General features: G+C 35.0%; 20 protein-coding genes. 5 read left to right on the top strand and 15 right to left on the bottom strand.

The features are described 5' to 3' along the window. Nucleotides 1-141: 141 nt before the first annotated feature. On the bottom strand, nt 142-1,800 hold the full coding sequence (locus GQ45_RS14225; protein ID WP_231555207.1) for a S41 family peptidase: 1,659 nt from the start codon (nt 1,798-1,800) through the stop codon (nt 142-144). A 92-nt stretch (nt 1,801-1,892) separates the two neighbouring features. Between GQ45_RS14225 and GQ45_RS14220 the strand changes: the two genes are divergently transcribed. Further along, nucleotides 1,893-2,528 (top strand): vancomycin high temperature exclusion protein, encoded by a 636-nt coding sequence (locus GQ45_RS14220; protein ID WP_047419013.1) that lies wholly within the window; start codon nt 1,893-1,895, stop codon nt 2,526-2,528. A 33-nt stretch (nt 2,529-2,561) separates the two neighbouring features. Here the strand turns inward: GQ45_RS14220 and GQ45_RS14215 are convergent, their stop codons facing one another. The 7 genes from GQ45_RS14215 to GQ45_RS14185 form a co-directional block, all read right to left on the bottom strand. Further along, on the bottom strand, nt 2,562-4,493 hold the full coding sequence (locus tag GQ45_RS14215) for an OmpA family protein (RefSeq protein WP_047419011.1): 1,932 nt from the start codon (nt 4,491-4,493) through the stop codon (nt 2,562-2,564). Between the two features lie 11 nt (nt 4,494-4,504). Continuing rightward, on the bottom strand, nt 4,505-5,476 hold the full coding sequence (locus tag GQ45_RS14210; RefSeq protein WP_047419009.1) for a type IX secretion system membrane protein PorP/SprF: 972 nt from the start codon (nt 5,474-5,476) through the stop codon (nt 4,505-4,507). Nucleotides 5,477-5,494: 18 nt separating this feature from the next. Further along, nucleotides 5,495-8,395, bottom strand: coding sequence for a gliding motility-associated C-terminal domain-containing protein (locus tag GQ45_RS17665; RefSeq protein WP_052188236.1), 2,901 nt, complete (start codon nt 8,393-8,395; stop codon nt 5,495-5,497). 140 nt (nt 8,396-8,535) lie between these two features. Continuing rightward, the gene (fabD, locus tag GQ45_RS14200; protein WP_047419008.1) at nt 8,536-9,420 is read right to left on the bottom strand and encodes an ACP S-malonyltransferase; all 885 of its coding nucleotides are present in this window, start codon (nt 9,418-9,420) and stop codon (nt 8,536-8,538) included. A 208-nt stretch (nt 9,421-9,628) separates the two neighbouring features. Further along, nucleotides 9,629-10,138, bottom strand: coding sequence for a gamma carbonic anhydrase family protein (locus GQ45_RS14195; RefSeq protein WP_047419006.1), 510 nt, complete (start codon nt 10,136-10,138; stop codon nt 9,629-9,631). A 232-nt stretch (nt 10,139-10,370) separates the two neighbouring features. Continuing rightward, nucleotides 10,371-11,099, bottom strand: coding sequence for a LytTR family DNA-binding domain-containing protein (locus GQ45_RS14190; protein WP_047419003.1), 729 nt, complete (start codon nt 11,097-11,099; stop codon nt 10,371-10,373). A gap of 4 nt (nt 11,100-11,103) precedes the next feature. Further along, nucleotides 11,104-13,299 carry a histidine kinase gene (locus GQ45_RS14185; RefSeq protein WP_047419002.1) on the bottom strand — a complete coding sequence of 732 codons (2,196 nt, stop codon included), beginning with the start codon at nt 13,297-13,299 and terminating at the stop codon, nt 11,104-11,106. A 217-nt stretch (nt 13,300-13,516) separates the two neighbouring features. On the opposite strand from GQ45_RS14185, the gene GQ45_RS14180 reads away from it, so the two are divergent. Beyond that, nucleotides 13,517-14,716 carry a VWA domain-containing protein gene (locus GQ45_RS14180; RefSeq protein ID WP_047419000.1) on the top strand — a complete coding sequence of 400 codons (1,200 nt, stop codon included), beginning with the start codon at nt 13,517-13,519 and terminating at the stop codon, nt 14,714-14,716. A gap of 114 nt (nt 14,717-14,830) precedes the next feature. Here GQ45_RS14180 and GQ45_RS14175 read toward each other — a convergent pair whose 3' ends face one another. Next, on the bottom strand, nt 14,831-15,850 hold the full coding sequence (locus tag GQ45_RS14175; RefSeq protein WP_047418999.1) for a type IX secretion system membrane protein PorP/SprF: 1,020 nt from the start codon (nt 15,848-15,850) through the stop codon (nt 14,831-14,833). A gap of 253 nt (nt 15,851-16,103) precedes the next feature. Between GQ45_RS14175 and GQ45_RS14170 the strand changes: the two genes are divergently transcribed. From GQ45_RS14170 to GQ45_RS14160, 3 genes are all read left to right on the top strand, one after another. Then, on the top strand, nt 16,104-17,006 hold the full coding sequence (locus GQ45_RS14170) for a NifU family protein (RefSeq protein ID WP_047418997.1): 903 nt from the start codon (nt 16,104-16,106) through the stop codon (nt 17,004-17,006). A gap of 71 nt (nt 17,007-17,077) precedes the next feature. Continuing rightward, nucleotides 17,078-17,278, top strand: coding sequence for a dodecin family protein (locus GQ45_RS14165; protein WP_047418995.1), 201 nt, complete (start codon nt 17,078-17,080; stop codon nt 17,276-17,278). A gap of 219 nt (nt 17,279-17,497) precedes the next feature. After that, nucleotides 17,498-18,322 (top strand): mechanosensitive ion channel family protein, encoded by an 825-nt coding sequence (locus tag GQ45_RS14160; RefSeq protein WP_047418993.1) that lies wholly within the window; start codon nt 17,498-17,500, stop codon nt 18,320-18,322. Between the two features lie 143 nt (nt 18,323-18,465). Here the strand turns inward: GQ45_RS14160 and tsaB are convergent, their stop codons facing one another. The 6 genes from tsaB to GQ45_RS14130 all read right to left on the bottom strand — a co-directional run bounded on the left by tsaB (nt 18,466) and on the right by GQ45_RS14130 (nt 24,971). Further along, entirely contained in the window at nt 18,466-19,140 is a 675-nt protein-coding gene (gene tsaB / locus GQ45_RS14155) for a tRNA (adenosine(37)-N6)-threonylcarbamoyltransferase complex dimerization subunit type 1 TsaB (protein ID WP_047418992.1), read from the bottom strand. Nucleotides 19,141-19,227: 87 nt separating this feature from the next. Then, nucleotides 19,228-20,577, bottom strand: a complete 1,350-nt coding sequence (locus GQ45_RS14150) for a TolC family protein (RefSeq protein ID WP_047418990.1) — start codon at nt 20,575-20,577, stop codon at nt 19,228-19,230. 41 nt (nt 20,578-20,618) lie between these two features. Further along, entirely contained in the window at nt 20,619-21,749 is a 1,131-nt protein-coding gene (locus GQ45_RS14145) for an efflux RND transporter periplasmic adaptor subunit (protein WP_047418988.1), read from the bottom strand. Between the two features lie 34 nt (nt 21,750-21,783). Further along, the gene (locus tag GQ45_RS14140) at nt 21,784-23,046 is read right to left on the bottom strand and encodes an ABC transporter permease (RefSeq protein WP_047418987.1); all 1,263 of its coding nucleotides are present in this window, start codon (nt 23,044-23,046) and stop codon (nt 21,784-21,786) included. Between the two features lies 1 nt (nt 23,047). Further along, on the bottom strand, nt 23,048-24,277 hold the full coding sequence (locus GQ45_RS14135; RefSeq protein WP_047418984.1) for an ABC transporter permease: 1,230 nt from the start codon (nt 24,275-24,277) through the stop codon (nt 23,048-23,050). After that, on the bottom strand, nt 24,270-24,971 hold the full coding sequence (locus tag GQ45_RS14130) for an ABC transporter ATP-binding protein (protein ID WP_047418983.1): 702 nt from the start codon (nt 24,969-24,971) through the stop codon (nt 24,270-24,272). The genes GQ45_RS14135 and GQ45_RS14130 overlap by 8 nt, the downstream gene beginning before the upstream one ends. Nucleotides 24,972-25,093: the final 122 nt, after the last annotated feature.

Below are 25,093 nucleotides of genomic sequence, written 5' to 3'. Positions count from 1 at the left end.
TTAACAAATATTACGAAAAGTTAAACATTATAACAATGTTTTAAGAGTTGCCAAGTGATGTGTACGATTTTCATCGACTTAAAGGTGAAAACTTAGAGGCTACTGCAAGTCTTACTCTAATGATTCCCTAGTAATACGTCCTTACTTCTTTATGTCCTGCAAAATCCAATTTAATTCAGGGTCAATATTGTCGATTCGCTCCTTTTTAGTGGGAATTATTTCTATATCCGGAATAATACCATACCCATTTATTTCAGTTTGGTGTGGCGCTTGAATTTGCAACATTCCAAAAGATAAACTTACTTTAGAATTTGGCAATGCTACAAATTTAGACATGCCTGCAACAGTGCCATTGTAATGCCCTCCCGTTTCTTCACCCACAAATATTGCGCGTTTTGTAGCTTGTAATTTTGTCGATAAAATAGAAGACGCCGAAAAAGAATTTCCATTAATTAAAACATAAAGTTTTCCTTTATAATTTAAGGGGTCAGGGTCAAGATTCCTTTTAGAACTAGGAAATCTATAATATCGTATTCCATTTTTTTTACTTCCCTTGAGTAATTCAATAGGTGCTGCTATGGGTGTCATTAACACCCCCAAGGTTTTTCCTAAAAAAGTGTTTTCACTTGAGAACCTCGATTTTAGAAAAGGAAAGCGTGTTAATGTTTGTCCCTTTTCAACAAATTGATGTACATCATCTGTCAAATAAGTATATAACTTAGCTATTTCAGCCAATCGACCACCGGTATTATCTCTTAAATCGATAATTAAATTCTTGGTATCAGCAGAATCAATTTTAGTAAAAACCTCCTTATAAAACGCCTTATAATTGCCATTTTTAAAATTACTAATTTTCATATAGGCGATGCTGCTATCTTCACCGATAAAATCAAAATTACGTGTGTAAAATTTAGTTTCTTTTGGCAGACTCTTACGCCTAATATAGCCGTATTTCAAATCATTTTTATAGTTCTGCTTTAATTTTTGCTTTCTTGCTTTTTTTTCCTGTTTGCTAAGTTTTACTTCTTTTTTATCTATTGTCGTGGAGTCTTTGGCAGCGAGTGAATCCCTGATTTTTAAAATATTCTTGATCGAATCTTTAGGAATTCGCCTCAATGTTTTTATGAATATGCTGTCGTTCTTGCTTAAGGTAATGGGGAGACTGTCTAAATATCCTTTGTCTTTATAATATAAACCTGAAAAGCGCAGGGCCACAAAACGATCCTCAAAAGTAGTATTGTAGCCATCTGAAGAGACATATTTTTTATACTCACGCACCAAGTCTTCAATAGGTTCTTCACGTATTTTTAAAACTTCAGCACCTATAATGGTACTGTCGATACCGAAATTATCTTTCACTAAAAAAGCATCCTCCACTTGTTCAAAATCTAAATTGTAGAATTCAAATTCATTTTTGCGCAATTCTTTTCGCTCATTTTTGGTATATCGTTTTGAAGGCGGACTGATACCAATGTGCCCTTGACGAATTTCGAATACTACTGGAGCTAATTTCTTATAAAAATCTGTACTGCTCATGGGGGCAGTGATGCTTTGTTTTAAGCTATCAAATTTAAAATCTAGCCTTTCTTTGGATACAAATTGATAGAGCTTAGGATGCAACTTTTTAAGCTTTTTGTACGATTTGTCCACATCCGATTTTAGGTCTTCTGGGCTATGAAGCCCCGCTATTTGCTCATTGTATTTAGGGATACTTACACATGAGGCAAAAAAGAATAGAATAAAAAGAACCATCATAGGATTCTTTATCATTAATGAGGTTTGGTTAGGGATAATATTCATTTCTAGGCGACTTTTTTAAACCAAAATAGTCTTTGGTATAGCTTGTTAAACTTCAATGCTTTTAATTATCTTTATCCTACAAGAATTGTTCCATGATAAAAAAAATTCTCTTAACTTTTCTAAGTATACTATTTTTATTCGGAATGATGTTATTCTTATCTAATTATGTTATTGATAGCGCAACGAAAAGCAAAACCTACACCTCTACCCAAAAGATACCTAAAAACACCGTTGGTATTATTTTAGGGACAGCAAAGAAACTAACAAATGGCTTGCCTAACACCTATTATTCAAATAGAATAGCCGCTGCTGTTGCTTTATTTAATGCGAAAAAAATTGAATTTATTCTGGTAAGTGGTGATAATGGAAGCATTTATTATAACGAACCCAACACCATTAAAAAAGATTTAATCGCAGCGGGAATTCCTGCGGAAAAGATTTTTCTAGATTATGCTGGTTTTAGAACCTTAGACTCCATGGTTAGAGCTAAGCATATTTTTGGCTTAGATAATGCGACTATAATTTCACAAAAATTTCACAACGATAGAGCCATTTATATCGCTCAAAAAAAAGGGCTTAATGCCATTGGCTTTAATGCGAAAGATGTTTCTAGCCCTAGTGGTTTAAAGGTTAATGTAAGAGAGTATTTTGCTAGAGTGAAGGTCTTTATAGATTTACTCACCAATAAACAACCCAAATTTTATGGAGAAAAAATAGAAATAAAATAGGCATTGCTACATTTGTTTGCTAGGATTGCTCCTTTATTTTTTTATCTCCTCGTAATTTAAGACCCTTATATAAGACCGTACGTTTTGTTCATGTAAAAACTCAAGACAAAAAACACCGTCCTTACATTGATTTGTTAATTTAGTTTCTCCATAACCAACGACAGTATTTATGGTATTCTCAGGAAGACCTTTTGAAATTAAATAGCTTTTAATAGCCTTGGATCTAGCCTCTGATAGGGCAATGTTACTGGCACCGCTCCCCCGACTGTTCGTGTGTGATTCTATACTTAGTTTAATCGTTGGAAAACTTTGTGCTATTTTCACCACTTTATCTAATTCTAGGGCTATTGCCTCTGTAATAGTACTTGACCTACCATTGAATTTAAACTTCTTAAGTTTTAAAACGGTCTGGTTTTCTTTTTCTTCAACGATATCTTCTATAAAAGGCAAACTGATATTCAAAAACTGTTGTTCTTCTTCTGAAATTAATGAGAACGATGATGAAAAACTTCCGTATCCAGTTTTCATGGCCTTTATGGCGTAAGCGCTTCTAAACGGTATTTCAAATTGAAATTCGCCATCATCATTGGTAGCAGTTTCCTTTAAAAAATTACCTTCTTCGTCTAAAAGTTGAACTATGGTATTTTTTATGCCCCGAGTTGTGCTTGGGTTTTCAACGAGTCCTTTTACAACCAAAGTTTTAAGTCCTGGCTTTTCATTTACTTTAAAACCGTAAATATCATCTTGACCTTTTCCTCCCTCTCTATTCGACGAAAAATAACCTAAAAAACCTGCTGTATTTCTTTTAATAATAAAACCAAAGTCGTGACCAGGGCTGTTTATTCCTGGTCCTAAGTTTACGGGAATGCTGTAGATATCATCTTCCTGCATTTTAGCTGTATAAATATCCATATCGCCAAGACCGAAAAAAATATCTGAAGAAAAATATAAATTACCTTCAAAAATATAAGGGGCTACCTCATTGCCTGGAGAATTGATTCTAGGCCCTAAATTTACGGGAGCAGACATAATCTGCCCTTTATTGGTAAATACATAATATATATCCGTACCACCGTAACCCCCCTCAAAATCGGCAGCAAAGTATAGTTTCTCAGTACTTGCCTCATAAAATGGATAATAAAAGGATGTGCTTAAGTCTCTTAATAAATATTGAAAATTTCCATTCTTAGTAACAGAACCTATCGCTAAGGTATTTTTCATGTTTTTGTCAAATAACAACTCACCGCCGTCAGCATTTGATAGCATATAAATGAGTAGATCTAACTCATCTACATAAAATGGTGTTGCTTTATGGTAGTTCGAATATGGAATTTTAGCAAAGGTCTTAGGAACGGTAAGATCACCATCGGGCTGAATTTTACCCGAATAAATATCTAAATAAGCTTCCCCTGTAGGTTCGTAAATTTTCTTTTTAGACTTGCTTCTACTGTTTCTACCGCTTGTAAACAACACTTCATCTTTGTAAAATGCCGGTGAAAAATCTGCTTGAGCACTATTTAGATTACAATTGAAGATATAAAAGTCTAAACTTTCATTTTTACTATTTGCTAATATTTCAAAATTAAAGGCTGCATTTTCTAATAATTCTTTGCTAAAAAATGATTTGAATTCTGTGACATAGTTCTTCAGCTTTTCAGGAGTACCACTTTTAGCTACAGACAATAATAATTTATTTAAATAGGTATTTGCCAAGGTGCTATCCCGTTCATAGCTACTGATATAAAGTGTTGAAGCCTTTTCAAAATTGCCGATTTTTAGATAGGCATCCGCTAAATTTAAGTACTGCTGATGGCTTAATTTTTTTTTACTTTGTTCCTTGTTATATTCTCTAATGGCATCTTTATACGCATATTCGTAAAAGTAGTAATCCCCTTTTGATATCTTTTGTCCAAAAGTTACTGTACTAGTCATTAAAAAAAACAATAAGATATTTTTAAATTTCATTTTCTAAAGTATTAAAAGAATCTCGGCGTATCAATTTGTTTTGGTTTCCCTTTCGCGTTTTTAGCATCTTTACGCTTGTTTCCGCTATCTTTTCCTAGGTAAAATTTAAGAACTATTTCGTGAGAACCATCATTAAAGGTCGAAAAACCATTAACGCTATAATCATAAGAATAGCCCACAAAGGTGCTATTCGAAAGCTGAATACCAGCCAAACCACTAACCGCATTATCGAACCTATACGAAGCCCCTAAAGTTACAACGTCACTTATTAAAAAGTTTGTTGATATATTTGCGTTGAGCGGAAGTCCTTCTAAATAATTTAATAGAAATGCCGGTTTAAATTTTAAGCCATCGGATAGGTCAAACACATAACCTCCTATTAAATTAAATTGGGGCTTATCTTCAATAAATACAGAAACCTCATCATTGTAAATAATATCAGTTAAAAAATTAGGAACGGAAATACCGGTATACCAATTTTCCCCATAAACAAACATCCCTGCTCCAATAGTAGGATAAAAATTATTGAACGAATTAGCACTTAAGAGTGGCTCATTAATGATTTCAAAATCGCCTTTAGAATAATCTACATTTAACAAAGCACCACCCGCATCCACACCGAATGAAAGTTTTGTTGCATCAGAAATATTCACTTGAAAAGAATATGAAACATCAAAATAGGTCTGTGTTGAGGGGCCTAATTCATCATTGACCACATTAAAACCTAATCCGTTTTTTTCGTTTGAAAAAGGTAAATTAATTCCTATACGAATGGTTTTAGGCGCTCCTGGTACTCCTTCCCACTGCGACCTATAGGCTGCTGTAATTTCAGTATTTTCAACAGAACCTACATAAGCTGGATTAAAACTCCCAATATTATACATGTACTGTGTATATTGAGGTTCACGTTGCCCATAGCTAAAGCTTAATGTTCCTATAAAGAGTAGCAATACCCAGAAAAATGTTTTATTTAAAAAGTTCATTTACAAATGCTTAAGCTATTATCGTATAATTTGAATCCATCCTCTTTGTATGGGTGCTGCTTCTGAATCTGGAAGATCTGAGCGCAACCCTAAATTTAAAACATAATAATAAGTGCCTTTAGGTACCGCTCCATTTTTGCCTGTTCCATCCCATAAATTATCATAATTGGCGGCTTTATACACTTGATTGCCATAGCGATCAAATATTTCTAAAGTATTATTTGGGTAGTTTTCAATACAGTTCACTACTAAAAAATCATTAATACCGTCGCCATTAGGAGAAAATTGATTATACATGAATCCACAATCTTGAATATTTCTACTAATGACATCCAGGGTAATGGATGATACGTTATTTTCTTCTACGGCATCGATCGGAAAAGATGAGGTAATTTCAGCTGTATTCGTATAATCTCCAAACTCTAAAACTTTGGCCGTAATGCTAAGTATGTATTCTTCGTTAGCTTGCATTTCTTCAATGTTCCAAGTACCCAAACCGCTGTTATATTGTCCATTGGTTACTGTGTGAGAAACGTATTCAAAGCCCCTAGCAGTAGTTAATAATTCATTGATCATAATACTGATTACTCTGTTTGCACTTAAATTCGTCAAGGTGATTGTAAATAGTATTTCATCATCAACAACAGGTCTTAAATTATCTACCGTTTTTATGATTTGTAAATCTATGGGGTCTGGGGCACAATTAGGCGTTAAATTAGGATCACAGGGATCTAAAGGGTCAGAGCCGTTCGCAATCTCAATACCGTCACTAATACCATCACCATCGGTATCACACATTCCTACGGTATTATCTGGAATACATGGGTTGGTGTTTGCAGGATCTAATTGATCTACAACACCATCCATATCTGTATCTAAAGTATTAGAATCTAAGGCATCAATGATACCATCGCCATCACCATCTAAGGGGTTAGCAATATCATCCCCTACCTCAACAGCGTCTAAAATACCATCATTATCTGAATCTTGATTATTTGGATTTGTACCTATTGCAATTTCATCCTCATCACTTAAACCGTCACCATCACTATCTATGATACATGCTATGACACGTACAGTTACCAAAGCTGAAGTTTCAGAACAAGGAGCTACAGCAGTATTTGTAGTAAATGTAAAGGTGTAAGTGCCCAAGGGCAAACCTTCAAAATCTACAAAACCATCGGTTGAAATGACTACGGATGTTGAAGGACCTGAGCTAAGTACCCAACTACCAGAAACCTCTTGTGTAAGCCCAGAAAAGAGATCAATGAGATTAGATACATCAGCACCTACAATATTGCAAGCTTCTATTGCAGTACCGGTAGCCTGAACAATAGGGTCGTTGTTAATAGTCGCAATTACAGCTTGCCTATCGGAAGAACACCCATTTAAAACAGCTTCAACATAATACGTCGTGGATGTTGTTAAATTTGGTGTTGTGAAATTTGCTGAATTTTGTTCTAATGCTGTTGTACTCGTGAGGCTGTCATACCAATTTATAACACTTCCAGAAGTTGCTGTTGCACTTAAGGTCATAATCCCTTCATTACAAAGTGCATTTTCGGTAAATTCTAGAATTTCCGGTTTGGTAATAAAAATTATGGATACCGCCAAGTAAGGGCTTGCACAATTATTTACTTCATCAAGAAAAAAGGCATAATAGGTTCCTGTTTGTCCGATTATTGTGCTGTTTAAATAGGCATCTGCTCTATTAAAATCACTATTTCTACTCCAAATAAGGTTCGTGCCAGCTGGTGCGGGAGTATTGGTATAGTCACTTAAATCGACAGTATTGTTATTTTCATCAACACAAACGGTTGTTGGTATTCCTGTATTTAGTTCTGGCGGTCTATTTCCCGCATCACAATTTAGGGCACAATCTGTCACAAAAACAACTACTTCTATACTTTCAGGAGTACAACTCGGTGCACTCGCATAATTTGGTGTATAGGTATATACATACTCGCCTGCAGGCTGATTTAAATAGCTCACTCTATTATTCCCGTCTATACTAGTCGATTCGCCGTTGGGCGCATCAATTAAATTCCAAAAACCACCCGCAGTTTCACCATCTAATGTATCATCTAAATCCAATGAAAAATTACCAGAAAGAAGTCTATTACAGGCCTGATTGTTATTGTTTGGGGTTCCCAAAAGCGGCTTTACGTCGAAAGTAATCGTCGGTATCGCCACGACAGGACTAATACAAGGCGCACCGTTAAAGGTACCGTAATAAAAACCGTAGTAATCACCTCCCGTAGTAATGATGGAACTTTGTAAAAAGGAAGCTTCATTATTTGGATTTGGACTTGGATTTGTACTCCACCTTAAGGTAGTGCCTGGTGGTGTTGCACTTGAAATAAAACCTGATAAATCTACCTCAAAATCAGAACAATAGCGTGTTTCTATAGGGTTATTAAGCGTTGGTGCGAGGTTTCCAGAGGAACACCCATCATCATCGACCAGTATAATACTTGCATTGCTACTGGCATTACCTGCCACTGTGAAAGCAGCATTACTGGTACCGGTTAATCGAAGAGCTATGCTTTCATTACCTTCAAAATCTAGATCGTCTATTGTCGTTACTACTATTTGTGCTGTCCTTGCTCCATTGGCTATCACCACATTATTCCCAAAATTTTCATAATCGACACCTGTTGTTGCAGTGCCGCCTAAAACAAATTCTACCGTAACACTGGCTCCTGTAGTATTTAAAGTACCTAAATCTATTTGAAATATTCCGGTATCACCAGCTGAAGTGCCCTCAGTAGCCACGTTATCAATCGCAGAAACCACGACCGTCGCTTGGTTAAACCCTAAAAAGGGAAGCATAAAAAAACCCAATAGCAACACACTCTTTTTAAATTTAAGAGCCGCTGCGTAACTAAAAAATAGTTTATTTAGTTTTTTGATTTCCATATTTTAGTATTTAAAAAGAAATGAAAAATATTTATCGATATGTGACAGACATATCAATATTAGTCAAAATATAATCAAGATATTAACTTAGAAGATAAAATGCTGCCTTAATCGATGTAAATAAATTGACAATCAAATACCTAGCCCAATTCTGCTGAGACAGCGTTTGCATTCGGGTCAATTTTTTTTACCAGTCCCTGTAATACTTTACCGGGTCCTACTTCGGTAAAAAGGGTGGCACCATCTTTAATCATATTTTGTACACTTTGTGTCCATTTTACTGGCGCGGTCAATTGTGAAATTAGATTTTTTTTAATGGCATCAGCGGTATTCACCGCAGTAGTACTCACATTCTGATAAATAGGGCATACAGGCGTATTAAATTTAGTGCTCTCTATGGCCGCCGCTAATTCTTCTCGTGCTGGCTCCATTAATGGTGAGTGAAAAGCACCGCCTACAGGTAACACTAAAGCACGGCGAGCACCAGCTTCTTTTAACCGCTCGCAGGCTATATTTACGGCATCTACTTCTCCAGAAATTACCAATTGACCTGGGCAGTTATAATTTGCAGCTACGACAATGCCAGGTACTTGTGCACATATATTTTCCACAACATCATCAGCTAAAGCTAATACCGCTGCCATGGTACTTGGCTTTAATTCACATGCTTTTTGCATGGCTAAAGCTCTTTTAGAGACTAATGTCAGAGCATCTTCAAAATTTAAGGTTCCATTAGCAACTAGCGCAGAGAATTCACCTAAAGAATGTCCAGCAACCATATTGGGTTTAAACGACTCCCCCATTACCTTACTCATGATTACAGAATGTAGGAAAATTGCTGGTTGGGTTACCTTTGTTTCCTTTAAAGTCTCAGCCGTACCTTCAAACATCACATCAGTGATACTAAAGCCTAGAATACTATTTGCTTGTTCAAAAAGCTGTTGTGCTATGGGGTATTTCTCGTAAAGTTCTAAACCCATCCCTACAAATTGTGCCCCTTGACCCGGAAATATATATGCGTTCATGTTTGTCTATTTTTAATAAGAGCAAAAGTAATAAATTAGAAAATAGGAATTAGAAGTCGATTACAAATTAAAAAAACTGATGTGTACAGCATAATTTCATTCTAACACTATTGTGCAGAAGAAAAGCTGCCCTACCCTAGGTACCTCAATTTTTAGAAACAGCTAGAAAGCTACCGAACTTTTTTATGTCTACGCACAAATAGATCTATTATTTAAACCATCCCGAATACATTACATAGCTTTCTGCTATTCTATCTATTTCACCTTTACTAAGCTCTGGGCTTATATCTTTTATTTTCTTGGCTGGCATTCCTGCATAAATACTTCCTGATGCTACATGGGTTCCCTTGGTAACTACGGCCCCTGCAGCAATAATGCTATTGCTCTCTATCACACAGTCATCCATAATAATACTTCCCATCCCAATTAAAACATTGTTTTTTATGGTACAGCCGTGAACTATAGCGTTATGACCAATAGATACGTTATTCCCAATAGTCGTTGGTGATTTTTTATACGTAGCATGGATAACTGCGCCATCTTGCACATTCACTTTATCACCCATTTTTATAAAATGAACATCACCGCGAAGCACAGCATTATACCAAATACTACATTGTTTTCCCATACTCACTTCGCCCACGATAACAGCATTTTCAGCTATAAAGCAATCTTCCCCAATTTCAGGCGTTTTTCCGTTGATAGTTTTTATAATCATAATAAAAAAGTTTGTTTCAAGTTTAAAGGGTTTAAAGTTTAAGGTTCAAAAAATTCAGTTTAAATTTCTTTCAGGTTTAAATTGGCTGTTGTTTTGATTACTAATAATTGAAAATAAACAAGGCTGATAAAGAAAATTCATTAGACTTTAGACAATTTTTGAATTTGAATCTTGAACTTGTTTTCCTGCTCAACTTTAAACATGAAACCTGAAACTTTTCATACCCTTTTTCTTACTCAAAATAAGCCAATAAATCTTTTTTCTTTGAGGATGATACTAATAGTTCTTTTCCATTTGATACGATAACACTTCCTCCCTTACCTTTTACATATTTAATCACTTCGTTTACGTTCACTAAATACGATTTGTGGATTCTAGCAAACGGAAATTCTGATAAAGCTTCTTCAAAATATTTGAGTGTTTTACTCACCACAATTTTTTTGTTTTCTAGATAAATTTCTGTGTAATTGTCATCGGCCTTGCAATAGATGATATCGGCAACGTTTAATACTTGAAAACCATCTTGCTGAGGCAAGGTTATTTTTCCTTCTACACTTTTTAGGTTCGTCTTTAAAATTTTATCATCCAGCGCATTTTCTTTCTGCCTAATTTCTTTCACATAAGCTACCGCCTTTATTAATTCATCGATACTGATAGGTTTCATCAAATAATAGGCTGCGTGGTTGTTCAGTGCATCAAGCGCATAATGATTATAGGCCGTCACAAAAACCGTTTCAAACGTACGGTCTGCAACTTGATCTAATAAATCAAAAGCATTGCCGAAGGGCATTTCAACATCTAAAAAAACCAAATCTAAATCGTTTTCTTTTATCAAAGCTAAACCCTCTTTTATGGTGGAAGCCTCCCCGACTAAAGTAACTTCTGGGCAGTATTTTAAGATATAATTACGTAGAATTTCTCTGCTATTTGCTTCGTCTTCTACAAGGATTGCGTTTAACATTTACCTATCTTTTTTTTAAAATAAAAATCACCTTTGTTCCTGTCCCGTCCTCATATAAGTCGGTTATAAAAACATCTACAGTGTCTTTATACATGTCGTTTAAAATATCGATTCTTTTTTTGATATTACCCATCCCCTTTGACTTTTGCATTTTTTGATGGGTAGTTTTTAGGGCTGCAGATTTTTTTCTGCCGACACCATTATCAATGATGCTAATTTCAATGACATCTTTTGCTTTTGCTTTTAAGTCTATTTTCAAAAAGCCTTTTTCGTCTTTATACCTCAAACCATGCCAAATGGCATTTTCAATATAAGGTTGAAGTAGCATGGGCGGAATGTCATAAGCCTCAACATCTATATGTTCTTCTACGCTTATGGTATACTCAAACTTATCTGCAAATCGAGAATGTTCTAGTTTCGTGTAGAGTTCTATCAATTCTATTTCTTTACTTAAGGGAATAAAATCTTCTTCTGAATTTTCTAAAACGGCGCGCATGAGCGTAGAAAATTCACTTAAATACCTGTTTGCACTTCGTTCATCACTTTTAGCAATGTAATTATTTACAGAATTTAGAGCATTAAAAATAAAATGTGGATTCATTTGTGAACGGAGCGATTTTAAAGCCAATAAGTTATTGGCTAGCTTTTGTTGCCTGTTACTTCGATAAAAAAAGTAAGTCGTTAAACCCAAAAGTACTATACCGAAGACTAAAGAATAGATAAACCACTTTTGACGTTCTACGAGTTGCTCACTCGTCAAGGCTAAATCGAACTTACTTTGGTACAGTTCTCGCTCCTTTTCTAAGCCTGAAATTCGGTTTTGTTTTGTTGTAATTTCTCGATTGAAACGAGCAGCTCTCGAAATTTCTTGTTCCTTTCTAATATATAGCGTATCAACTAGCGCTACATATTTTTGGTAGGTTTCGTATGCCTTTGAAAAATCGCCCTTGTACTCAAAGACTTCTGATAATTTACGCGTGGCATCTTTTTGAACAATTAAATCATCATCATCATTTGCTTCTTTAATACTTTCTTCTAAAAATGGAATCGCTTCATCATACTTTTGTTGCAGCAAATAGGCGTTCCCAATTTTGTATTTGATGCGTTGTGAAGAAATAGAATCTGAATTGATCCCAACAGGACCATTTTTCACTACTCTCGCCGTTGGTTGCTGTAGCGCTTTTAAATCTTCTAAACTTTTTTTTCGCAGCACCACCTCTTTGTCAAACTGATTTTGTTGGTTGTAAAAATCAGCTACCTTTTCCTTTTCTTGGACTGCTCTTTGAGGTGTTTGTTGCTTAGAAAGTTGCAAGGAGTTCCCATAGTAGACTTGAGCTTTTTCTATATTATCATCAGCCACAAGTGCATCGCCTATTTTTGAATTTAAATCTGTAATTTTAGATGAAATGCCACTCGTTTTAGCGAGATCCAAGCCTTTAGTGTAATTCTCAATAGCACTTTTATTTCTTTTTAAACCCTGAAAAGCATCCCCTAGACCTTCGTATGCTTGAATTTTTTCAACATTTGAAATTCCTTTTTTCTTTAAAACCTTGGTATAGCTATTTTCTGCGTTTAAAAACTCTTGTTGTAACAAATAATTAGTGGCCAACAAGAGTTCAGTTTTTGTTGATTTTTCAGCCGCTAATGCAGCTGTAAGGGCGTCAATAGCCAAATCGTATTGTTTGTAATATTGATATATTTCTCCCAAGGTGGTATAGGCTTTGGCTAGTGCTTTTTTGTCTCCTCTTGGCCCAATTTCACTAATTGCCTTAGTGACAAAGTCGATACTTTTATCAATATTTATTTTTTTATAATAGCTAGCAGAATCTGTAAAAGATATAGATCGAATAGTACTTTGAGCCTCTATGTCAGTATTACTTTTAACCTCTTGTACGTAATCTTGCACCAATACATCGACATCATCATCGCCTTGTATTCGGTGATAAACGGTTTGAAACTCGGTACTCTCAAAACGCAGTTGATCCCCTATAAATGCTTTAATTTTAAACTCGCCTAAACCATTCGTTACGGTATAGCCGCCACTACTCGTGGTTACTCGAACCCCAGAAATTGGTGCTCTATTTTCTTTTCCTGTAACAGACCCCTTAATTTCAAAGCTATAGTTTGCCGGACTGTTTTGCGAAAAACTCGTAAAACAGCCTAAAAAGAAAATACTTAGTACAATTACTACTTTATACATCACTATGCAATATGAGGATAAACTTAGTTGTTTTAAATGATACTAAAAAATGGAAAAACAAGAGTTTAACCTACATATTACATGGTTTTAGCCCTTTAACAAACTCATCATGCACCTAGACGCATTGAAAAGGCAGGTTCCCTCATTGGCTATTTTTTCCAAAAAACTTTAGGCATAGATTTATCCCATAACATTTAATTCTTTAAAATATAGACCTATGAAAAATAGTATAAAAATAGTAAGCTTTGGAATTATGGCCTTAACGATGAGTACAACGTATGGTTCCGAATTAAACCTTAAGGATAAGATACCAGAAACTTTAATGGCTCAATGCCAGGTTATTTCCCATAAGCATACTACAAATACCGTAAAAGTTGCTCTTTTATTAGATACTAGCAACAGCATGGACGGACTTATAGCTCAAGCAAAATCTCAATTGTGGGATATTGTAAATAAATTTGCTTACGTAAAAGCACCTTGTGGAAATGCACCATATACCGATTATATTCGTCCTAATTTAGAAATTGCTTTGTATCAATATGGCAATGATGATCTTTCTTCACACGAAGGGTATATTCAACAAGTTTTGGGTTTTACAAGTGATTTAGACGAAATATCAGAAAAGTTATTCTCCTTAAGCACTAATGGTGGTGAAGAATACTGCGGTAAGGTTATACAAACATCACTTAGCCAATTAGATTGGGGCAAAAATGCTGATCATCTTAAATTAATTTTCATTGCCGGAAACGAGCCTTTTACACAAGGAAAGCTAAATTATAAAGATGCGGTAGCTAACGCCAAAGAAAAAAATGTGGTCGTAAACACCCTATTCTGTGGCAATTACCAACAAGGGATTTCTAGCCAGTGGAAAGACGCTGCAATTTTAACCGGAGGCGACTATATGGCCATCGACCATAACAAAAGAATAGCGTACATCAACACGCCCTATGATGCCGATATTGTTCAGTTAAATACAAAATTGAACAGTACCTATATTTCTTACGGTTCCTTAGGGAGTGCTAAGCTAAAAAAACAATCCTTACAAGATGCGAATGCCATGGAAGTTGAAGAGGCAGTTGCTGTTAAAAGAGCAGTGAGCAAAAGCTCTAGACTTTACAATAATTCGTCTTGGGATTTAGTAGACGCCGCTGATGACTCAGCGTTTGATGTTTCAAAAATTGATAAAAACCTACTTCCTACAGCATTAAAACAAAAATCGAATAAAGAAATTGAAGCCTACATTGCGGATAAAAAAGCCTCAAGAACAAGCATCCAAACTGAAATTCAAAATCTGAATAAACAACGCGAAAGCTACCTATTAAAAAATCAAGAAAAAGCGACAGGGGAACTTGAAAACGCGATGTTGCTTGCCATTAAAAGGCAAGCAGAAAAAAAGAATTACAAGTGGGATGAATAATGCTTAGAAAGCAAAAAAATCCTGTGCTAAAGCCACAGGATTTTTTATTTTTATCTGGTATTGCTATTTTTATTTATTCCGACCTAGTGGATTAAAAAATTCGCTGAATGCCTATTAATAATTCACGGCCGGACATTTACAATCGTAGCGTTTTTCTGATTGTAAAAAGTCGAACCCTAAGGTAATTTGATGAAAACCACCATTATCAAATCGAATATCACCCATTTGATACGAGTAATTATAAGAAACCATAAAGTTTTTATAATTTAGACCAACAATCGGTGTTATTAATTGTAACCTTTGTTGACCAAAAGTTGTCCCTGTAGCATACTGAGCGCCATCAAAACTTCTTCGATAAGATACACCACCCCATACGGTTCCAAAATCCATATTTCGATAGACTTTTGCATTTATATCTATTGTTTTTTCTTGGGTAAAATCTGTCATCTGGAACAAGGTAGATGGCTCAAATTGCCAATCATCCCTTCCAAACACATAGCCCACGGAAAATAAATACCTTCTTAAATTATCAAATATTCCAATATTAGGGTTATCGGTTCTATCCTTGTAATAAATGTTTCTTTTACTACTCAGGGCATTTAGTACAGTGGCATGTGCATAAAATTCCAGAAAATTATAAGACATTCCTAAATCTATATTAAAATAAGCATCACTTATTTTAGAACCCACTAATGCCGGGTCCGGAGTGACCGACCTGAACTCGCTTTCATCCAAGCTACTTTGTAAAATCGTAGTACTTAAACCAAAAGATAGTTGATTTAAACTCCGTATCTCCCCACCCAATCTTAAATGATGGGCGTAGGTAAGTTTTAAACCTGATTGAGAATGATACCCATTGGCATCATTAAATAAAATAGCCCCGATGCCACTTCTATCACCTACCCTATAATGGGCATTTAAAGTTTGTAAGTTAGGGGCATCATCAATATCAAACCACTGTTTTCTGGCGGTAAGTCGTACTTTTCCACCTTCACCGATCCCTGCCATAGAAGGATGAACCAGGTAATAATTATCAGACAGGTAATCAAAATATACTGGAATTCCTTCCTGTGCCCAGGTAAAAAGGCTAAAAGCGAAGGTCATTAAAAACGAATAGCGTTTTTTTAGGGTCATGTTTTTGGAGTGCAAATGTTGTAAAGCTTCAAATATAAAATATAACGAGTTAAATATAACAATATTATGCAGAGATATGCTTATGCTTGAAAAACATATGTCAAGGTTTAGCTGTTATAGGCTTCTTAAAAACTGTTTTTACCAAAAATTGGTGATCTAGGCTATCCACTTCTTTTAAATGAAAAAAATAATTTCGTGCTGATTAAAAAAAACACGCTAATTCATTTCGTACTTTTGTAAAAAATTGAAAGAGATGAAAGAATTTTCTATTACGATAGTCGAAACTAATAACCCGGCCATCCTTAAATTTGATACCAATCATTTTATAACGAATAGCACTAATTACGAATACAAGGATATCGACGAGGCTAAAAATTCTCCTTTAGCACAACAATTATTTTATCTACCCTTTGTAAAAACCGTATATATCGCATCGAACTTTATAGCCTTGGAGCGTTTTAGTATTGTAGCATGGGATGATGTAAAAGACGAGGTTGCCCAACAGTTGGTAGAATACCTGAATAGTGGTGAACCTATTGTTTATGAAAATAAAGATCCTAAAAAAGTACCTGCCACAGTGTATGCCGAAAGCACACCGAACCCAGCGGTAATGAAATTTGTTGCGAATAAAGCTATTGTACCCACCGCTTTTGAATTTAAGAATATCGATGAAGCGAAAGATTCTTCACTAGCTAAAAAATTATTTCACTTACCCTTTGTAAAAGAAGTTTTTTTTGATGAGAATTATGTTTCAGTTACTAAATATGATGTTGCAGACTGGAATGAAGTAACTTTTGATATTAGAGAATTGATTCGCAATTTCATTGCCGATGGACATGAAGTAGTAACAGCTGAAAGTGTTGTACAAAAAAAGGCCGAAGCTCCTAAAACGCAATTGCAAGATGCTAATTTAGACGATACCTCAAAAAAAATTATCGATATATTAGAAGAATATGTAAAGCCTGCTGTAGCTAGTGATGGTGGTAATATTCTTTTTAAATCTTATGATGAACCCAGTAAAACAGTCAATGTAATTTTGCAAGGTGCTTGTAGTGGATGCCCCTCGTCAACATTTACTTTAAAAAATGGCATTGAAAATATGTTAAAAAATATGATGGGAGATCAAGTGCAGCACGTGGTTGCTCTGAATGGCTAATTTAAGGCTAAGAATTTTTTCGATTTCATGCTAAATTTCTTATCTTCAGAGAAACATATAAAACAACTATTATGGCCATTTTAAAAGTAATTGAAGTTTTGGCAAATTCTGAAAAGGGATGGGAAGATGCAGCAAAAAACGCGGTATCTCAGGCCTCAAAAAGTGTTAAAAATATACGATCTGTGTATATTAACGAACAAAGTGCAACAGTTCAAGACGGAAAAATTGTAGATTATCGGGTTAATGTAAAAATTACCTTTGAGGTGAATTAACATAGAAAACCCAAAAGAAAACTGTTGGAAGATTTATTCTAGAAAAAAAGCGCAAATTGCGCTTTTTTTTATGCCCATTAATGTCGAAAAGCTCATACGTACCTTAAAATAATTCTAAAGACAATAGTTTTACCGCTATCCATGAATGAGGTTGTAATATGCTATTCATTTTACGTTCTTTGTACTTCAAGAAGTATAGTATTAAAAATAGAACTAAATATGAAAGACTTAGCAAATTATCAAATACATATAGATAATGCCATCAAGTGGCTGTGGGACTCCTTGCCACATTTAATTTTAGCCATCATCCTATTTATTGTGGGTCTGTGGTCGATTAGGTTTATCAACAGGATGGTGAAAAGCTTTTTTAAAAAGCACGAGTATGATCCTTCTCTAGAAACTTTTTTACAAAGTTTAATCAGTATTGTGCTTAAAATAATACTTTTTGTTTTAGTCATCACTCAACTTGGGGTACAATCTTCATCTCTTGTCGCCATTATTGGTGCAGCTGGTTTGGCTATTGGTTTAGCCCTACAAGGTTCATTAGCTAACTTTGCAGGCGGTGTACTCATTTTACTTTTCAAGCCTTTTAAAGTGGGGGATTTTATTTCAGCTCAAGGCGTAGATGGTACCGTACAAGAAATATCAATTTTCACCACAAAATTGACCACCTTTGGGAATCAACTAGCAATAGTGCCTAACGGTCAACTTTCGAATAATAACATTATTAATTACAATGCTAAAGATACTCGCAGGGATAAAATTATCATTGGTATTGGATATGGATCTAATCTTAAAAAAGCAAAAGATATATTATTAGACATTTGTGCCTCGAAAGAGAGCATCCTAAAAGATCCTGAACCTGTAGTTTACGTAGATGCTTTAGCAGATAGTTCCGTAAATTTAACCTTGCGCTTCTGGGCCAAAAATGAAGATTTTTGGGATGCACACTTTCACGTATTAGAGGAAACCAAATTGGCCTTTGATAAAGAAGGTATTGAAATTCCATTCCCACAAGTCGTGCAATACAACAAACAAGCTTAAAAAGTTTTGAATTTTAGGTGTTAAGTTTTAAATATAACTATAGTTATCGTTTCGTTGCGAGAAGCGAGAAGCGAGATAATAGAAAAAATGGTTTTATATGCTATTAGTTTTTAAACTTTTTGCCCTTTAAAAAAAATATTGTTCTATAGCTTTTTCTGCAGCATAAAATCTTTTAAATAATAAGGTTCAAAGTAAGCAACATTTTCAAAGTTGTTTTCTTTGAACTTTTTAAATGAGAGGCTTACCATATCTTTTGCAGAAGGAATAAGCGCTGTTCTATACTTGATGTTGGGTTTGCTTTTTAAAGGCTCCTTACACTTTTCAGCACCGCTTCCTAGCAACAAAACCGTACCTTGGCTACTATACGCCTCAAAAGAATATGCGTCAATAAGCTCAGCCTTGGTGGGTCTAAGTTCATTTAGGTGGGTATCAAAAACACAAGAATAAACTTCCATTCTTCTCGCATCTAAAACAGGTATGATAAAATCTATGGGTTCCCCTTTTGCTTGGTAGGCCATGCTTTTTAAGGTCGAGATTGCAATTAATGGAATATCTAAGGCATAGCAAAGCCCTTTTGCCGCCGAAACGCCAATTCGTAAACCCGTATAAGACCCTGGGCCTTTACTCACAGCAATCGCCTCTATATTTGCTAGGCTTAAATTCGCATCTCTAAGTGCAGATTCAATAAAAAGGTGCAATTGCTCTGCATGAGAATAGTCAGCGCTGTTGTACTCTTTTAATGCGATGAGTTTGCCGTTTTCCGCTATGCTTACAGAACAATTAGTCGTTGCTGTTTCTAGGTTTAAAATTATTGCCATAAGGCAAAGATACATGCATCAGGCAAAACAAAAAAACCAATAATTGCTTATGGGTTTCACTATGCTATACCTAAAAAGAGTTTGGTACTAATCTAAAGAAATAGGCATTCCAAAATAGAATTCTAATACTTTTAATCTAAAAATATAATCGTATTTAGTACGGATTAATTGTGCTTCTGCATCATCTACTCTAGCTTGTGCTTGGCTAAAATCGAAAGAGTTCATTAAGCCAACATCAAATCGTTCTTTTGAATATTCGTATGCTAATCTGCGCGCTGCAACCGTTTTTCCCGCTGCTTCATAAGCTTTTGAAAGATTTTTAACGTCAACATAGGCTTGGTTTACCGTAGTTTCTAAGGCTAATTTCTCTTGTTCTAATTGAATATTTGCTCTATCGATATTTATCTTAGAGCGCTTTATATTGTTTTTTACACCAAAACCGTTGAAAATAGGAATACTTAGTTGAGCTCCATAAGAAATACCATCATTAATCCACAATTGGTCTTTAAAACTTTCTCTAAAAAATTCTTGTGTGGTAACATCAAAACGTTCCTGACTTGAGTATCTAGTGTTATAATTGAAAAAAGCACCAATGGTAGGTAATAAAGCTCCTTTGCTAATTTGCAAGTCTTTTTTAGCTAGTTCAACATTTAATTCAGAAAACTTAATATCGTTTCTAAAGGTTAATGCTTTTTCATATATCGTTTTTGGAGAATTTGTTAAAACCTCTGAAGGCGGTATATCAAAAGATTCATCGACAATGTCAAAATTTTCGTAATCGGTAATTTGTAATAATTGGGCTAAATTAATTCTAGCAATCAAAATAGCATTTTCAGAATTTACAATTTGCTGTTCTTGATTTGCTGCCGTTGCTTCTAATTCTAGCAAATCGCCTCGAGGAACCACACCAGCATCTACCAATTCTTCAGTACGAATTAAATCTTGTTTTGTAAATGAATATTGTGCTTGGAAAACACGCAAAGATTCTTTGTTCGATAAAACATTCAAATAAGCAACCGCTACATTTAAACGGATATCATCTTTTAAATCATCTAAACGATATTGACTTGATATCGCATTCATTTTAGCTCTATTTAAGCGATGTACATTACGTAAGCCATCAAATAATGTAACGTTAGAACTTAAACCTCCTGTGGCTGTAAAAATAGTGGTCGTTACCGCTTGGTTTGTTGTCGGATCAAAAGAAAGTCCGGTTTGCCCCGCCACTGAACTAGATGCATTTAAGCCAGGCAAAAAGTCACCAATAGCATCTGATTTTTCAATCTTTACAGTTTCTAAATCGAGCTCAAATTGTTCTATGGTTAAATTGTTATCTACCGCGTATGCTACACATTCTTGAAGTGTCCATTTTTTTGTCTGCGCACTTATAAAGGCAACAGAAAAAAGAAAAGCTATGAGTACTATTTTAAATTTCATGTGATTTGTTTTTTGATTGTTTTCTTAGGATTGATGAAATCTTATGCTTTTGATGACTCTTCTTCAGTATTTTTTTTGATGGGTTCTGTTTTATTCCAAACTTTTACCTTATCGGCTTCTGTTAATCCTGAAATAATTTCCACATTAATTCCGTCAGAAATACCTATCTCTACTTCTCTTCTTTCAAATACCTGATCACCAACAGATACTTCAACGTAAGGCTTATCAGTAGATTTATCAAATTGCAATAAAGCCTCAGGAATAACCAATATATTCTCCTTTGTTTCTAAAACCAAAGAGGCATTGGCACTGTACCCAGCTCGAATTAAAACATCATCGTCTACATTTACGTCACCTTCAATCTTAAATTGTACCGCTCCCGATTCTTCTACCCCCTTAGGAGCAATAAAACGTAATTTAGCACTGAATTTTTTATCGTTTATGGCACCTAAGCTAATCTCTAAGGGTGCGCCTACTTTTAATTTACCTACCTCGCCTTCGTCTACTTTACCTTCAAAAATCATTTTCGATAAATCCGCAATGGTTGCGATAGTAGTACCATCATTAAAGTTGTTACTTTGAATTACTTGATCTCCTTCTTTTACGGGAATCTCTAAAATGGTGCCAGATACTGTGGCTCTAATAATGGTATTTGCCATAGAAGAACCCGCAGCAGAACCTTTATTAATAATTTGGTAATCCGCTCTTGCGTTACTTAATTCCTGTTGCGCTTGGTTATATCTTAACTGGAAAGTATTGAAGTCTTGGCTAGAAATAACACCTTTATCAAATATGGCCTTATTACGATCATATTCAATTTTTGCATTGTTTAAGTTCAATTGTGCATTTTGAACTCTACCACTTGCCTGATTTAAGGATTGTTCGTTAGGAACCACTTTAATTTTAGCAATAAGGTCTCCCGCTTTTACTTTTACACCTTCTTCTAAATAAACTTCTTCAATAATACCAGAGATTTGCGGCTTTATCAAAATTTCATCTACAGGAACTACTTTTCCAGTAGCGACAGTTTTCTTTTCAATATTGGAAATAAAAGGCTGCTTAGTTTCATAAGTAATTGCCGATTTACTATTGGTTCTTATAAAAAACATGGCCGCCCAAAGTGCTGCTATTACTAAAAGAACAATTACTACGTATTTTACTACTTTTTTCATTTTAAAAATATTTACTTTTTATTGGTTTCGTTTGTTACTCTTCTCTAAGCGCATCTATAGGTTTTATACTTACAGCTCTTTGTGCTGGAATTAAACCTATTAACGTACCTAAAATTATCATGATTGCCAAAGCACCTAAAACATAAGGGATGGGCAATGTTGGATTTGTATATGGAAAATCAGTGTCTTGCGTAAAAAAGTCTATAAGTCTAAGTACACCAGCACCTAAAATAATACCTAAAATACCGGCAACAATGGTTAGAAAAACTGATTCTAATATAATTTGATTTCTGACCTCAGCTGGAGTTGCACCTAAGGCTCTTCGAACTCCTAATTCTTTTGTGCGTTCTTTGACAGAAATCAACAGTATGTTTCCGATACTGATGACACCTGCTAAAATAGTAGCAACACCTACAATGAGCGATAAAAACGTTAATCCTTTAGCAAAACCACTTATTCTATTAAAAATTTCTCCTAAATTAAAAGCACCAAAAGCCCTTTCGTCTTTTGGATTAACACTATGGATACTTTTTAGAACTGCTTTTACATCCTTTTCCACTTGAATAACATCGGCGTCATTATAGGCTGCGATGGTTAACCAATCTACGTTATCTCCAGTATTGTACAGTTTTTTAAACGTTGTATAAGGTATAAAAATATCCGTATCCCCTTCAAAACCGCCTCCTGGAACAAATTTATGAACGCCAACAACCTGAAAATAAATATTATCCACCTTTAAAAAAGATCCAATTGGTTCTTCACCTTCTTCATAAAGCTCTTTTTGTGTTCTTTCTCCGATTACCGCAATTTTTCTGGATTGGGCGATATCTTCATCATTAATAAAACGCCCACCATCATATATTTTCTTGGTTGCTATTTTCGTATAAATAGGATAATCCCCATAAACAGGCGAAGTACTTGATTTAGTTCCTCTAATAACACTTGCCGGACTACCGTCAAAAACTCCATTGGCGTTTCTTGGCGCTATATATTGTATTTCAGGCAACCTATTTTGCAAGGTTGTTACATCGCCTAATTTTAATTGTAATTGACGATCTGTTTTAAAACCTTCAAAGGGCATACTTGCGCTCTGCGCCCAAACGAACATGCTATTCATTGCTGTACTTTCAAAAGCTCGTTCAAAACCATTATCTAAACCTTTGGCCGCTCCGGCCAAGGCAATATAAATAAAAATCCCCCAAAGCACTCCAATAATGGTAATTGCCGTTCTAGTCTTATTCTTTCCAATAGAACCAAAAATCTCCTGCCAGGTGTTGCTATCAAATATAAATTTCATATTATTCGTCTCTTAATGCTACAATAGGTTTGATTTTTGAAGCCCTTTTCGCTGGAATATAACCAGCGATTCCTCCACAAATAATGAGAATAAAAGTTGCAAAAATAGCCACCCCTATATCTATATATGGATTTGTAATAAAATAGTCATCTAAAGCTCCTCCTAAAGAACTCAGGACAGCGATCCCAATAATCATCCCTACAAAACCAGAAATAGTTGTGATGAAAATAGATTCTAATAAAATGGTACCAATAACCGATTTTGGCGTTGCCCCTAATGCCTTTCGTATACCCAATTCTTTGGTACGTTCTTTTACCACAAAAACCATGATATTGCTGATACCTATTATTCCCGCGATGATAGTACCAAAAGCAACAAAAGAAACTATTAATTGTAAAACAACTGCCAATTGCTGATTTTGCTGTAATTGATCGGCTACATTTCTTAAATTAATCCCATTCTCATCTTTGGGATTGATGTATTTTTTAGATTGGAAGAATTTCTTTAAACTATTTTGAAAAGCCATAGAGCCTGCATAGCCAATTTCTGGTTTAAACCCAATAATGATTTGGTTGAGCTTATCCGTATTCTTTTCAATTAATTGTCGTGTTGTAAAGGGAATATAAATAACACGCTCTTCATTGTCTCCGCCGTCATCTTGAAAAACACCAACTACCTTAAAAGAACTTCCGCCGATATCGATAAACTCTCCCATTGGATTTTTATCTTTGAACAAATCTTGAGAAACTAACCTACCGATAACAGCGACCTTGGCTTTCTCTTCAATATCATTTTGATTGAGATAGCGACCAAACATCATAATTGTTTTCTCGTTATATTGATGTGCAGGCCCTACCCCACGATTTGGATAATTATTGGATTCGTTATTGTATTTTACTAAACTGCTTCTATTAATTCGGGGCGTTGTGTATTCAATGAACATTCCGAAATTTTTCTCAATATCTTTTAAATCACTATTATCAAACTCTATAATCCTATTGGCTTTATAGCCCATATAAGGAACGGTCGTTCGACCAGGAAAAACAAAAATAACATTCGTAGCATCGTCGCCAAAAAACTTATTAAAGGTATTGGTCAAGCCATTGCCAAAGCCAAAAAGTACCACAAAAATAAATATTCCTATGGCCACAGTGAAGCCAGACAAAAAGGTACGTAGTTTGTTTTTTTGAATCGTCTCAAAAATTTCTTGCCAATTATCTCTACTAAACATATTGTGATGCCCTTACTTGCTTAACTTTTTTATCCTCCACAATGACTCCATCCTTTAAATGAACAATGCGTTTGCACATATCGGCAATATCGGGTTCATGGGTGACCACTAAAATGGTATTACCCGCATCGTTAATTTTTTGAATTAAGTCCATTACCTCATATGAAGTTGTGCTATCCAAAGCCCCCGTTGGCTCATCTGCTAACAATACCTTGGGTTCTGCAGCCATAGCTCGAGCGATAGCTACACGTTGCTTTTGACCTCCTGATAGTTCGCTAGGCAAGTGAGTAGCCCATTCTTTTAGACCTACTTGTTCTAGATACTTCAAGGCTTTTTCTTGACGTTCTTTACGCCCAACCTTTTGATAATACAGCGGCAATGCTACATTTTCTAATGCACTTTTGTAGTTTATTAAATTAAAAGATTGAAAAATAAAGCCTAAAAACTTATTGCGATACTGTGCCGCTTTGGTTTCGTTTAAATTCTTAATAGGAACACCGTCTAAAGTATAGGAACCTTCGTCTAACTCATCTAACATCCCTAAAATGTTCAATAAGGTTGATTTACCCGAACCTGATGAACCCATGATTGCCACCAACTCGCCTTCTTCTACAGAAAAGTTGATTCCTTTTAATACATGAAGGGAATTGCTTCCCATTTTATACGATTTATGAAGGTTTTTAATTTCAATCATATTAGGTTTTGTTTATTTATTGACTGTTAGACTTACAAATGTTGTAATTGTTACACCATAATGTAAATAATATCTGTTAAAATAAAAATTAAGCTTGCAAATAACCCTTAGAAGGATATAAC

The sequence above is a fragment of the Cellulophaga sp. Hel_I_12 genome (genome assembly GCF_000799565.1).
In the GTDB taxonomy this organism is placed as follows: Bacteria; Bacteroidota; Bacteroidia; order Flavobacteriales; family Flavobacteriaceae; genus Cellulophaga.
This window is presented reverse-complemented; position numbering and strand designations above follow the sequence as displayed.

Excerpts from the sequence above, each read along its gene's own strand:
- GQ45_RS14225 (WP_231555207.1), bottom strand. The coding sequence starts at position 1,800 with ATGAATATTATCCCTAACCAAACCTCATTAATGATAAAGAATCCTATG.
- GQ45_RS14220 (WP_047419013.1), top strand. The coding sequence starts at position 1,893 with ATGATAAAAAAAATTCTCTTAACTTTTCTAAGTATACTATTTTTATTC.
- GQ45_RS14215 (WP_047419011.1), bottom strand. The coding sequence starts at position 4,493 with ATGAAATTTAAAAATATCTTATTGTTTTTTTTAATGACTAGTACAGTA.
- GQ45_RS14210 (WP_047419009.1), bottom strand. The coding sequence starts at position 5,476 with ATGAACTTTTTAAATAAAACATTTTTCTGGGTATTGCTACTCTTTATA.
- GQ45_RS17665 (WP_052188236.1), bottom strand. The coding sequence starts at position 8,395 with ATGGAAATCAAAAAACTAAATAAACTATTTTTTAGTTACGCAGCGGCT.
- fabD (WP_047419008.1), bottom strand. The coding sequence starts at position 9,420 with ATGAACGCATATATATTTCCGGGTCAAGGGGCACAATTTGTAGGGATG.
- GQ45_RS14195 (WP_047419006.1), bottom strand. The coding sequence starts at position 10,138 with ATGATTATAAAAACTATCAACGGAAAAACGCCTGAAATTGGGGAAGAT.
- GQ45_RS14190 (WP_047419003.1), bottom strand. The coding sequence starts at position 11,099 with ATGTTAAACGCAATCCTTGTAGAAGACGAAGCAAATAGCAGAGAAATT.
- GQ45_RS14185 (WP_047419002.1), bottom strand. The coding sequence starts at position 13,299 with ATGTATAAAGTAGTAATTGTACTAAGTATTTTCTTTTTAGGCTGTTTT.
- GQ45_RS14180 (WP_047419000.1), top strand. The coding sequence starts at position 13,517 with ATGAAAAATAGTATAAAAATAGTAAGCTTTGGAATTATGGCCTTAACG.
- GQ45_RS14175 (WP_047418999.1), bottom strand. The coding sequence starts at position 15,850 with ATGACCCTAAAAAAACGCTATTCGTTTTTAATGACCTTCGCTTTTAGC.
- GQ45_RS14170 (WP_047418997.1), top strand. The coding sequence starts at position 16,104 with ATGAAAGAATTTTCTATTACGATAGTCGAAACTAATAACCCGGCCATC.
- GQ45_RS14165 (WP_047418995.1), top strand. The coding sequence starts at position 17,078 with ATGGCCATTTTAAAAGTAATTGAAGTTTTGGCAAATTCTGAAAAGGGA.
- GQ45_RS14160 (WP_047418993.1), top strand. The coding sequence starts at position 17,498 with ATGAAAGACTTAGCAAATTATCAAATACATATAGATAATGCCATCAAG.
- tsaB (WP_047418992.1), bottom strand. The coding sequence starts at position 19,140 with ATGGCAATAATTTTAAACCTAGAAACAGCAACGACTAATTGTTCTGTA.
- GQ45_RS14150 (WP_047418990.1), bottom strand. The coding sequence starts at position 20,577 with ATGAAATTTAAAATAGTACTCATAGCTTTTCTTTTTTCTGTTGCCTTT.
- GQ45_RS14145 (WP_047418988.1), bottom strand. The coding sequence starts at position 21,749 with ATGAAAAAAGTAGTAAAATACGTAGTAATTGTTCTTTTAGTAATAGCA.
- GQ45_RS14140 (WP_047418987.1), bottom strand. The coding sequence starts at position 23,046 with ATGAAATTTATATTTGATAGCAACACCTGGCAGGAGATTTTTGGTTCT.
- GQ45_RS14135 (WP_047418984.1), bottom strand. The coding sequence starts at position 24,277 with ATGTTTAGTAGAGATAATTGGCAAGAAATTTTTGAGACGATTCAAAAA.
- GQ45_RS14130 (WP_047418983.1), bottom strand. The coding sequence starts at position 24,971 with ATGATTGAAATTAAAAACCTTCATAAATCGTATAAAATGGGAAGCAAT.